The sequence below is a fragment of the Paenibacillus sp. FSL R10-2788 genome (genome assembly GCF_038003885.1).
Classification (GTDB): domain Bacteria; phylum Bacillota; class Bacilli; order Paenibacillales; family Paenibacillaceae; genus Paenibacillus_AQ; species Paenibacillus_AQ odorifer.
Genome location: NZ_JBBOQA010000001.1, coordinates 1,692,368 through 1,705,155 on the forward strand (window position 1 = coordinate 1,692,368; position 12,788 = coordinate 1,705,155).

8 protein-coding genes are annotated in these 12,788 nt (G+C 47.7%); all 8 read left to right on the forward strand.

Annotated elements, in window-relative coordinates; all coding sequences use genetic code 11:
* Positions 1-14 precede the first annotated feature (14 nt).
* From NSQ50_RS07435 to NSQ50_RS07470, 8 genes are read left to right on the forward strand one after another with little or no spacing between them, the layout of a single operon-like run.
* Complete coding sequence (locus tag NSQ50_RS07435; RefSeq protein ID WP_036675671.1) at positions 15-899, forward strand: carbohydrate ABC transporter permease; 885 nt, start codon at positions 15-17, stop codon at positions 897-899.
* Between the two features lie 34 nt (positions 900-933).
* Positions 934-2,520, forward strand: coding sequence for an extracellular solute-binding protein (locus tag NSQ50_RS07440; RefSeq protein ID WP_036675669.1), 1,587 nt, complete (start codon positions 934-936; stop codon positions 2,518-2,520).
* Between the two features lie 51 nt (positions 2,521-2,571).
* Positions 2,572-4,986: a helix-turn-helix domain-containing protein gene (locus NSQ50_RS07445; RefSeq protein WP_080742433.1), complete on the forward strand. Its 2,415-nt coding sequence runs from the start codon at positions 2,572-2,574 to the stop codon at positions 4,984-4,986.
* A gap of 46 nt (positions 4,987-5,032) precedes the next feature.
* Positions 5,033-7,651, forward strand: a complete 2,619-nt coding sequence (locus NSQ50_RS07450; protein WP_370510576.1) for an exo-rhamnogalacturonan lyase family protein — start codon at positions 5,033-5,035, stop codon at positions 7,649-7,651.
* Positions 7,652-7,677: 26 nt separating this feature from the next.
* Positions 7,678-8,385, forward strand: coding sequence for a DUF1961 family protein (locus tag NSQ50_RS07455; protein ID WP_244886440.1), 708 nt, complete (start codon positions 7,678-7,680; stop codon positions 8,383-8,385).
* A 21-nt stretch (positions 8,386-8,406) separates the two neighbouring features.
* On the forward strand, positions 8,407-9,216 hold the full coding sequence (locus NSQ50_RS07460) for a polysaccharide deacetylase family protein (protein WP_038569480.1): 810 nt from the start codon (positions 8,407-8,409) through the stop codon (positions 9,214-9,216).
* A gap of 27 nt (positions 9,217-9,243) precedes the next feature.
* On the forward strand, positions 9,244-10,515 hold the full coding sequence (locus NSQ50_RS07465) for an FG-GAP repeat protein (protein WP_076225120.1): 1,272 nt from the start codon (positions 9,244-9,246) through the stop codon (positions 10,513-10,515).
* 15 nt (positions 10,516-10,530) lie between these two features.
* Positions 10,531-12,750 carry a glycoside hydrolase family 88/105 protein gene (locus NSQ50_RS07470; protein WP_179087785.1) on the forward strand — a complete coding sequence of 740 codons (2,220 nt, stop codon included), beginning with the start codon at positions 10,531-10,533 and terminating at the stop codon, positions 12,748-12,750.
* Positions 12,751-12,788: the final 38 nt, after the last annotated feature.

A 12,788-nucleotide genomic window follows, 5' to 3' on the forward strand; every position in this document is an offset into this window, starting at 1 on the left:
GGGAGTAGCTTGCTGTGGCCAAACAATACAAGAGTACGGGTGGAACTGCATTTGATGTATTCAATTATATATTTTTAGGGATTATCGGAATCGTAGCGATTCTCCCTTTCCTCTTTGTGGTTTCGGGCTCCTTCGCTACAGATGCGGAAATTACTAAACGTGCCGTATTCCTGATCCCGACCACGATTTCATTTGACGCCTACCGATTTATCTTTTCAACAGATACGATTATGCGCAGTATAGGGGTTTCTATTTATGTTACGGTAATCGGAACTGTCGTTAATTTATTCTTCACGGTAACAATGGCTTATCCGATGGCAAAACGATATCTGATGGGCCGTAATTTGGTACTCAACCTTGTTATTTTTACGATGCTGTTCGGTGGAGGAATGATTCCAACCTATCTCGTCATTCGGGAACTGCATCTGCTTGATACGCTCAATTCTCTTATTTTACCGGGAGCAATTAGCGCCTTTAACCTGATTATTGTCAAAAACTTTTTTCAGGAGCTGCCTATAGAAATGGAAGAAGCGGCGCGTATTGATGGTTGTTCTGAGCTGGGCTTGTTGTGGAAGATAGTCCTTCCTTTATCCAAACCGGTTCTTGCTACATTTACGTTGTTCTATGCTGTGGGACATTGGAACAATTTCTTCTCGGCACTGCTCTACATTACGGATCCGACAAAATGGCCTTTGCAGGTGATGCTGCGACAGATCGTAATGTTGTCCCAATCTGCGGCTGGCGATATGAGTTCTATGGATCCGAGCTTTGTGCAGCCACCGGAGCAGTCGATTAAAATGGCGGTCATTGTAGTAGGTACTCTACCAATTTTATGTGTGTACCCATTTCTGCAAAAACATTTCGCTAAAGGGGTGATGCTGGGTTCTGTTAAAGGATAGCAAACTTAACTTATTCCAATTTGGAGGTATAATAATGGAAGCTAATCGTTCGGTAAAAAAGAAGCGCTGGTTGTTACTTTTACTTGTGGCTATGATGGTTACCACTGTTGTTGCAGGTTGCTCAGGTAATGAATCTGCAGGTTCTAACAGCAAAAGTGAGGGGAGTAGTAATACTGGAGAAGAGAAAAGCGAGTCCCCGCTGGATCTGACCCTCATGCTGCCGATATTCAAAACAAATTATCCGAAGGATGGCAGTCCGGTTGCTGCTGAACTGGAGAAACAGACCCACACAAAAATCCACTTTGAGTGGGTCCCGAACGCATCTTATGCAGATAAATTTAATATTACGCTAGCTTCTGGGAAGCTGCCGACTATTATCTACGTGGGGGATGTTAAGGCTTCTAGTTTTGTGAACGCTGCCAAATCGGGCGCATTCTGGGAAGTAGGGCCTTATCTTAAGGATTATCCGAATTTAAGCCAAGCGAACCCGGTTATTCTGAAAAACTCGGCTATTGATGGGAAGAATTACGGAATCTATCGGGGGCGTGTACTCGGCCGTAACGGTATGGTTTTCCGTAAGGATTGGCTGGAGAAGGTGGGGCTGCAAACACCGCAGACGGTAGATGATTTCTACAATATGCTGAAAGCGTTCAAGGAAAAAGATCCAGACGGCAATGGTAAAGAGGATACTTATGGCATGGTGCTGGTCAAATGGAGCGGCCAGTGGGCCAGCGGTTTTGATACCATTAAGTTATGGTTTGGAACACCGAATAAATGGGGCGTGCAAGATGGCAAGCTGGTGCCTGAGCATGAATATCCAGAATATTTGGAAGCGCTTAAGTTCATGAAGAAGCTGTATGATGAGAAATTGATCAACTCCGACTTCGCAGTTATGGATAGTGCCAAATGGACAGATCCGATCGTGAACAATAAGGCAGGAGTAATCGTCGATGTGGTCGATACAGGCGCCCGGGTGGATGATAAAATTCACGCTGCGCTAGAAAAAGAAGGCAAAGACGAACCGGATAAACATTATGTAGATGTAAGCGGGGGCGTAACAGGTACGGATGGCAAGCTACATACATTGCCGACCTCTGGTTTCTCGGGCATGCTGGCTATTCCAAAATCATCTGTGAAGAGCGAAGAAGAACTGAAACGGGTACTGGCTTTTCTAGATCAAATCAATAATCCGGAATTACAAACGATGTTAGGTTTTGGTTTGGAAGGTACTCACTACACTATGGTGGATGGTTTTATTGAACGCTCCAAAGACACTGTCCTTCTGGAGTCAGAAGTGGAAGGGTTAAACCAAATTCTGGCCTTTATACCTGAGGACAAATCCAAGACTGTAGCTCAGACACCGCTGCGGCTTAAACAAATCGAAGTTCAGAAAGCAAATGAAGCTTCGATCGTGGTTAATCCGGCAGAGGCCTTTATTTCCACAGTATATTCCCAAAAGGGTGCTCAACTCGACAATGTAATTAATGATGCACGCATAAAATATATTGTAGGACAAATTGATGAAGCTGAATTGAAATCAGCATTTGATGTATGGAGAAAAACAGGTGGAGATGATTTAGTTAAGGAAATGAACGAGTTATACGCTAAGGCTGACCGCTAGATCCTTCCTAGTGCTTTTATCCGGCTGGAAAGGATCTGAGGAGCAAAACGAATGTGGTTCGATTGCACTTCAAATTTATCTGATTCGGCTGGTGAGAGCATAGTGATGAGAAATGTGGCGAAATGGAAGCGTTATACAAAAGGCTGGTCAGGCTGTAAGGGCCGATATTATCGTAAAAATCTGATCATTATGCTGGTGGTGTCATCCATTCCGGGGTTTATTATTGGTGCGCTTGTCTACTGGATGGCAGGGGGACGCCTGGAGAGCGAGCTGCTGCAGATGCATAACAGGCAGATTGAACAGCGGGCGGCTAATATTGATGATCAACTGTCCAATCTGGAGCTGATGCTGGCACATTGGGCCTTTGATCCCAAGTTTGATTACAGCTTGAATGGCCTTGATTTTATTCAGGATCATGAGCGGGCTTGGGATATTACGAAGACACTCGTAGTGATGCAGGGCTCGAACACGATGACGAGTAACGTTGAACTCTATCTATCAGGAGATCATCCATTACTATTTAATCCCGAATATGGCACGATTGACTCCAGCGCGGTATCGGGTCAATATGACAAATTGATTGATACTGAACAAAGCACCTATTGGACGCAGTGGGCATTCGATCCCAATAAACCAAATGTCAAAGAATTAACGCTTGTCCATCATATTCCGGGCGGAAGCTTGAAGCCCTTCGGGGCTCTTTTGCTCCGCATGGATACGGAGAAAGTAGCTGCGATGCTACGAACTATGACACCTTATAATAGCGGCGAGACATTTTTGCTGCAGACGACGGGGGATTTGTACGTATCTGCTGGAGACAGTGCCGAGGATTCTCCCTTACTTACCGCATTGCATAATGAGATTGTGGAACGGGGCGCGAACCATGAGTCAAATCTTGAGTCCTCTTTTCTCTTCGACTGGGGTAAGGCTACATATGCAGTGACTTATGGTGAGTTTTCCCGACTCTCCGCAGATTGGCTCTATGTGTCCGCTTCACCGATAACCAGCATAACTTCACCTGTCGTCTTCATTTCGAGACTGATATTTTTAGTTAGCTTCAGTGCTTTGCTGCTGGCGGCGATTCTGTCTTGGTTTGCTTCCCGCAAAATCTATTCACCGATAGGACGTTTGCTGCAGACTTTGTTGCCTGACCAAGCGGCGGCTGCGAGTAGGGAGGATGAGTTTATTCTGATTGAACGGCATTGGCAGAACTTGCACGGGGAGAGCCATGCCCTGAAGTACACTCTTTCCGAGCAGCTTCCACATGTGAAGGAAAGCTTCCTGCATCAGCTGTTTCAGGGGTATTTATATTCTTATTCTGAGCAGGATCTGCAAAGCCGGATGCGGCGTTTTAAGTGGGAAGTAGAGGATTGTCATTATATTATTCTTTATATTCAGCTTACAGGCATCTCCAGCCAGGAGGGGAAGTTCCGCAACGGTGATGAAAGTCTTGTATCATTCGCCGCCGTCAATATTATCGGAGAATTGTCTGCCGAGCACTTTAAGCAGGCTGATATTATCAATTTCCATGATCTCACGGCAGGATTACTTCTTATCGAACCCGTTGCGAATCCATCGCTGGAAGCGGTGCAAGCCTTTAGCGAAGAACTGACAGGAACGATTAATCGCATGTTAAAAATGAGGGTAACAGTGGCGTTTAGTGCACCGGTTGGAAGGATATCCGGTATTCCGCTAGCGTTCGAGGCTGCGAAGCAAGCCGCTAGTTATCGCCAGTTTGGTGGTGAGAACCAGATTATTAATATGGAGCTACTGGATCGTGAGGGGCAAAGTACGCCTGAACCGCAATATTCGTTCACTTTGGAGCGCGGAATGATTCAGGCCCTGCGCACAGGAGAAGCGGAAGAGGCTTACCGGCTGTTGGAGGAATTTCTGGAGGCACTGTGTGCCAATGGGGCAAAAGTGATTGATGTGCAGCAGGGCATGCTTCATTTGTTAGGCAGTATTCAGCACGCCATTATGGTCTCAGGCATTCATCCAAACCAACTGTTCAAAGGGGCTAATCTGTACGCGGCACTGTCGCAAATTCATGAGCCGAAGCTTATCCTTGCCTGGTTTCAGGAAAAGGTAGTCGCACCGTATCTGACGGAGCTGAGCGAGCGTTCTGATGCCGGAATCAAACGGACGATTGAGCATGCCATGATGTATATCAATGAGCATTATATGGATAATATTTCGCTGGATGGATGTGCGGATTATACAGGGATCAGCCCATTTTTACTGAGTAAATCATTCAAACGGGTCACCGGGAAAAATTTCATTGATTATCTGACCGAATTGCGGCTTGATAAAGCCAAGGAGCTGCTGCGTGATACCTCGCTGCGAATTAACGATGTAGCTGAACAGGTGGGTTATCAGCATAGCTATTTTAACCGGATTTTTAAGAAACAAGAGGGAATAACCCCAAGCCGCTATAGAGAGCTAAGCCATAATAATGAAGCTCTTTAAAAGTAAGAGGACGTGCGGCGAAGAAGGTATAAAGGAGATGGTTGTTGTGCCTACGGCTCTGCCGATTAGCCTGCATTGGCTAAAAAAGCCCGCTATTGATGTGGGTGTTACCTGGGGGGTTCCTTGGAAAAAAGGAGCGCTCAACAGGGAATCGTTAAAGAATCTCTGCTTAAGTATGCCGAAGAACGAAAAGCTTGTGCCGCTGCAAAGCTGGCCGGCAGCTTTTTGGCCTGACGGGAGCATCAAATGGTCCACGCACTCGGCAGTAAACAAAAATTCGGATATTCAGCAGGATTCCTTAGCGACAATGACAATAAATCAAGCGGCTCCAGCTACGGAAATGACTGAGCGACTAACTGTGCAGGAAACAGAGGAAGCTTTCATTATAGATACAGGTGTTATTATTTGCACGGTTAACAAGCAGGGGAAGGGTCTTATCCGCAGTATTGTGCGCAGAAATCCGGCGGACACGGAAGGAACCGAAGTATGCAGTAATGGAGAGCTTGTATGTATACGTGAACAGAGAGATGAGGGTGCTGGCACCCTGAGCATACGTGAGGAGCGATTCACAGGACGAACGTTAAGTGCCATCCTTGAACAGGACGGACCTGTTCGCGCAGTGGTGAAGCTAGAGGGACTTCACCAAGCTTCACACAATGCTCGTGAGTGGCTTCCCTATACGTTACGTTTATATTTTTATGCTGGGCTGGAGTCTATTCGATTAGTTCATACGTTTCATTATGACGGTAATCCACAGCAGGATTTTATTAAAGGATTAGGAATAGAATTCACAGTGCCGCTGCATGGACCGCTTTACAACCGCCATGTTCGTTTTGCCGGAGATAGCGGCTTGTTTAGCGAGTCTCCTAAGACGTTGCATACACGGCGAACCAAAGGTAAGTACCGTGATTTATTCGTCGATCAGGTAGCAGGATGTGCTGTGAAATTTGATCCAGAAGAGGATGCCTATTTCCTTAGTTTATTGGATGACTCCGCGACTTGGGGCAGCTTTCGGCTGGTTCAAGATTCTTCCGAGCATTATGGGATCTGGAAGCGGACAGAGGATGGGTGCGCTTGGATCAAGGCAGCAGAAGGCCGCCGGGCAGGTGGGCTTGGTTATGTTGGAGCAGAGGGTGGAGGGCTAGCCGTCGGGATGAAGAATTTCTGGCGTAAGCATCCGGCAGGAATGGAGATTGGTTCCACTGCCACAGACGCGGCAGCTCTTACTGTCTGGTTCTGGTCACCTGATGCGGCAGCTATGGACTTGCGGCATTATGATACAAAAACACATGTGGAATCCTCGTATGAAGGTGCAGAAGAATTACGGGCCACTCCATTTGGTATCGCTAATACTAGCGAGCTAACATTCTGGTGTACGGCGCAGACTCCCGGGCCTGAATTGTTGCAGCGGATGCAGGCAGAAGCTGAAGAACCTTCATTGCTGGTTTGTGAACCAACTTATTATCATGAAGCGGGTGCTTTTGGTTTCTGGAGTTTGCCTGATCGGAGCACGCCAGCCAAGGTGTATCTGGAAGAGCGGCTGGACGGGATCATCTCCTTTTACAAGGAAGAGATCGAGCAGCGCAAATGGTACGGTTTTTGGGACTACGGAGATTTCATGCACAGCTACGATCCGGTCAGACATGTATGGAACTATGATCTCGGTGGCTGTGCCTGGCAGAATTCCGAGCTGGTGCCAAATATGTGGTTGTGGGTAACGTTTCTCCGGTCCGGGAGAGCGGATGTGTTCCGAATGGCCGAAGCTATGACCAGGCATACGAGTGAGGTAGATGTATATCATTTTGGCGAATACGCCGGACTAGGCTCGCGGCATAATGTCATCCACTGGGGCTGCGGCTGCAAAGAGGCTCGTATCGCTATGGCGGGTCTGCATCGCTACTATTATTATCTGACCGGAGACGAGCGGGTCGGCGATATTATGGACAGTGTAAAGGATGCTGATTATTCAACAGTTACTCTGGACCCGATGCGGGCGTATTTTCCGAAGGATGAATTCCCGACTCATGTTAGGGTGGGTCCGGACTGGGCAGCCTTTAGCTCTAATTGGATGACCCGCTGGGAGCGGTTCGAGGATACCGCTTATCGTGACAAGATTATAACAGGCATGGATTGCATCAAAAGGGCAAATTTACGGCTATTATCTGGTCCCACATATGGGTATGATCCGGCAACTGGCCTATTGTCGGGAATGGGCGACGATAACTGGGGGCGTCATCTAGCGATTAGCATGGGAGGTCCACAGGTGTGGTTCGAGCTGGCGGCAATGCTGGAGGACCCGGACTGGGAAGATATGCTGGCTGAGTTCGGCGTATTTTATAATTTGCCACAAGAAGAGAAGGACGCATTTACAGGAGGGTTGATTTCAGGAAAACTCCGTTTTGAGCATCCTGTACTCAGCGTAGCCATTGCGGCATATGGAGCATATTACCGCAAGGATCCGGCGACGGCAGAGCGGTGCTGGTCGATTTTACTGGAGAATCCGTTTGGTTGTGTGAATCTACAGGAGGAAGCTGATCGGGTCACTTATATGACTGAGTTAAATGAGATCGATTGGATGAATACAAATGAAGCCTCGCAGTGGTCTTTAAATACGATCATTGCCTTGGAATTAATCGGTAGTGCTATACCGGAACTCGCGAATTGAAGGCTTCATTGTGGGGGGAATGATTTATGGCTAGGCCGATGCAGGACACGGGTATAGGTGGTTTGATCCCTGAAGCATGGAAACCAATCTACCATAATCCCCTCGCTTCAACTAGTGATATCGCTGGATTCCAGATGGAGGGAGAGGGAACGGTTTCCTTCCCTTTGCAACGAATGAGATTAGAGAGTACTATCCATGCCGAGGCCGGACAACAAGCAAATGTCGTTCTCTGGTGTCCAGAGGAGTTCCCGGCAGACCTCGCCGTATCTTGGAATTTCCGCCCATTGTGTGAGCCGGGATTGGCGATATTGTTTATCGCGGCCAAAGGAGAGGGTGGGAAGGATTTATTTGATTCCACGCTTGCTCGCCGTACGGGTGAATATGATCAATACCATCACGGGCAGATAGACACGTATCATATCTCGTATTTTCGCAGGCGTTGGGTGGAAGAACGTGAATTTCACACCTGTAATTTGCGCAAAAGTTATGGTTTTCATCTGGTTGCGCAGGCAGCCGATCCGCTTCCGGACGTCAGCGACATGACTGAGCCCTACCGGATGTTAGTGGTGAAACGTGGCCCTATGCTGTCTTTTGCAATCAATGAACTGCCGATTTTTACATGGATAGATGATGGTGAAACCTATGGGCCGCTACTGACAGGCGGGAAAATTGGGTTCCGACAGATGGCACCCCTGATTGCTGAATACTCGAATCTGACGGTTTTTGGACAGTAATGCGAGGGAGGCTTCAGATTGATGTCTATTATATATTATTGTTACCCTGAGGGCAGACATAAGGCGCTTACGATGAGCTATGATGACGGCAGACGGGCTGACGAAAGATTGGTTGGACTATTTAACCGCCATGGGATTAGAGGAACATTTCATCTCAATTCTGGCCTGCTGGGTGAAGGTGATCGTATTACGGCAGATGAAATAACTGAGCTGTACCAGGGACATGAAGTATCTGTCCATACGCAACACCATCCGACGCTGGCCCGTTGTCCGCAGGAGCAAATCATCCATGAGATTATGGAGGATCGAAAATATTTTGAGACGCTGCTCCAGGTGCCGATACGGGGAATGTCTTATCCTAACGGTTCCTTTAACAAGGAGATAAAGAAGCTTTTGCCTCATTTAGGCATGGAATATGCCCGTGTGGTACAGACCACTGGCGGCGGCTTTGGGCTGCCGGAGGATTGGCTGGAATGGCGGGGGACTTGCCATCATAATGATCATTTGCTGGAGCATGCGGAGCAGTTCGTGAAGCTGCATAAACGGCAGTATTTATATCTGATGTATGTGTGGGGCCATAGTTATGAATTTGATAACGATAATAACTGGGAGCTGATGGAAAGCTTCTGTGAAGCAGTGGGAGGACTGGAGGAAATCTGGTACGCCACAAATATTGAACTCGTTCATTATATGAAGGCTTGTGAAGCCCTTATTTTCTCCGCTGCTAGGGATTTTGTATATAATCCGGGAGCGGTATCTGTCTGGCTGGAAATCGACGGTGTGATTATAGAAGTAGCAGGCGGACAAACCGTCCGTTTCCCTGAGATCTAATCGAAGAGAGAAGACAGGAGGATTCTAATGAGAACGAAGGACACACAATCAGTCTATCAGCTGGCAAAAGTAGATATTTCCGCTGCTGGTCCACGCTGTAAAATGCTTATTGGCGATCTGAATGGGGATGGACGTGCAGAAATGCTGCTGGTCCAGCCGGATAATCGCCAGGATGTACGTTATATTCCCCATCAGGTGCAATGCCTGACTGCTTTTGATATGGATGGCAAGCTGCTGTGGCAGGTGGGCACACCCGATCCTGACGCTGGCAGCCAAGGCTCGGACTATCCAGCGCAAATTTATGATTTAGATGGTGATGGGGCGCTGGAAGTATTATGTGTAATGGATGGACGGTTTCATATTCTTGAAGGTTCAACAGGAATGGTTAAATCCATATACGACTTACCGGCTGAACATGCACATGATTGCATTATCATTGCCAATCTAACAGGGCAAGAACACGCTTCCGACATTATTCTGAAGGACCGTTATCATCAACTGTGGGCCATGGATCAGGATTTCAATTTATTATGGACGCATAAAGGCAATGTAGGACATTATCCGTGGGTTCACGATCTTCATGGAAATGGACAGGATCAAGTGATGGCAGGTTATGATCTGCTTGATTCTAAAGGTGATTTATTATGGAGCTGCCATGATCTTGACGACCATGCGGACTGTATTTGGGTTGGCGATGTGAATGGAGATGGCTATCCTGAACTGGTTGTCGGCGGAAGCGTAACGGTGATGTATGACCGGGACGGACAAGAGCTTTGGCGTTATGACGGCTCCATCGAGTCGCAGCATCTGGCGTTAGGCCGATTCCGGCCTGAACTGCCTGGTCTTCAGGTTGCCGGGCTGGACCGAATGATCCGCGAAGATGACGGCAAAGGGCTAAAAGGTAAGGATGCGTTGTTTCTTCTAGACTGTAATGGCAAGGAACTGTGGAAAGAAGAACGTACAAGCGACGGTTGGCTGACTATAGTTGAAGCCGTGAGTAACTGGCAATTTGGTTCTCCGGATTATATTCTCGCGTACCGCCGGGGAGGCGGAGTATATCCTGCTTTGTACGATGGACATATGCGGGTTGTAGCTGAATTCAAGGAGGAAGGTTATGCCGTTCACGGCGATCTTCTGGGATGTGGCAGGGAACAGGTTGTAATTTATAATGATGAGTCCGCAACGGTATATTCAAGCGAGTGGATAGATATTAGTACCTGTGCCTCTGAGAAATCGTTACCTCACCCTAAAAGATTGTACAACTCGACGCTGTATCCCGGTGGAGAAATAACGGTGTGAAGGAGGATACGCTTAGTGAGTACTTATATTCCAGAATACTTTCCTGATCCTGATTGTATTGCCAAATATAATGGGGGCAAAATCGAAAATGTACTGGCCGCAGTGGCCAGCCGTTTTATCGGTGCCTATCCCCCGCAGCCTCCGGTGTACCGGGTACATTCGCAGAGTGGTTTCAACCGGCTCCGCGACTGCCGTTACGATATGAATCTGGAAGAACGACTGCCGGAGCTAGCGGCAGGACAATTCGTATATGTGTGGGGAAAGCTGTGGAGTGACAATGAGGTAGATGCCCCTTTCTCAGTTAGTTGCTACAGTCCAGTTAAGGTTTACATAAATGGACGGCTGGTGTTTAGCTCCAATCTAAATGATGATGTGTTTCCGGACAGAAGGACGTTTTTTCGGGCGGGCATGGATAAAGGCTGGAACCATCTGGTACTGGAGTATGTTGCAACAGGTACAGGTTGCGGAGGGGTTTTTGGAACGGGCAGTGTCAAAGGTGCACCAGTACACTTTCTTACTCCGACGGCGCAGTTAAGCGGTTGTGAAGGTTGGATTTATAGTGGACCCCAGCAGACATCTTGGGCAGCTTGGCTGGAAGCTGAATTCACTGAAGAGCAAATGACAGCTCGCTGCGTTTGGTTTCCGACACAGCAATGGTCGCCACAGGAACAGGCAACTGGCAACTGTTCACGCATATTTGGGGAAATGCTGGGAGCCAAGGCGTATGCTTGGTGTAAGCTGGAAGTTAACAGCCTACAGGAAGACGACATTCGTCTGCAAGGTAGCTATCGTGGAATGGCTGAAATCTCTATCTATGTGAATGGGAAACTTGTAGCTGAGCATCAGAACGTGAAAGGTATGCTTGATATCCAACTGGAGCTTGGTTATGGACTACATGATCTGGTCGTGGAGTCCATCTGTGGAGAGGGGAATTGGGGATTTGAACTGGACGTACGGTCTGGTGGTGTTCAGAGTAGTCTCGTGCAACCATATCCCGTTGAAGGATTAACTGATCCATGGTTGTACCTTGGATTGTTCACCAAGGAGGCAGCGCCGAAAGTCTTAGAACTGACCTCTATGGATACTTTATTTGGGGAAGCGGATGAAGTAACCTTTTGGCGTGTAGACCAGCCGAATAGCTGGGTTAGGCCTTATTTGGAGAGTGTTATGTTTGGGCGCTGGAATTACCCTCTAGGCGTAACCCTGTACGGATTGCTGAGAACAGGAGTAGAGCTTAAGGCCCCCCATTATGCCGAATATGCACAACACCATATTGAGCAATGTACAGGGCTGCATAAATATGCCTTATGGGACCTTGGACGTTATGGCGCTCCGGGCATCAATCATCAGCTGGCGCTGATGGATTCGCTGGACGACTGCGGATCCTTCGGGGCAACGATGCTGGAAGCACATAAGCTTCGTCCACTACAGGGCGCACCGGAAGCTGCTGCTGAAATTGCCAATTACATTACTAAAGTGCAGAGCAGGCTGCCTGACGGAGCTCTGTATCGGACCAGTGGCACAGTTGATTTTATGCAGCAGACGATGTGGTGTGATGATCTGTATATGAGCACGCCATTTCTAAGTAAATATTATGAATTGACCGGAAATGCGGCTTATCTTGATGATGCGGCGGCGCAGTTTTTACTTTACAAGGAGCGGCTGTTCCAGCCGGAGCTTGGCATTATGCATCATGTGTATGATTATAAGTTTAATAAACCCAATGGCGTGCCTTGGGGCAGAGGTAATGGTTGGGTGATTTTCTCGCTGACTGAGCTGCTTGAAGTTATGCCTGAGCAACATCCGTTGCGAGCTGATTTGCTTGATTATTTCCGCGAGCTTAGTAAAGGCTATCTTAAGCTGCAAGATGAGCGGGGCCTATGGTATCAAGTGTTGACGGATCCTAAGTCCTACGCGGAGGCTTCTTGTACCTCTATGTTTATTTACGCTTTTGCTAGAGGCGTACGCTGCGGTTGGCTGCTGGAACCAGACTCATACGTAACCTCTGCAATCAACGGCTGGAGTGGCTTAACCCGTTATTGTATTGACAAACAAGGCAATGTTTACGGTGTCTGCCGCGGTTCGGGTTATTCGTTTAACAAACTGTATTATAAAGATGAATTGACCTGGCAATTAAACGATACACATGGGATTGGCATCGTGCTGCTGGCCGGAATTGAGGTTCACAGGCTCGTACGAGATTTGGAAATGAAATCACATGACGAAGCAAAATGAATGGCATGATGAGGAATGAGATGACCGTATTAATCACA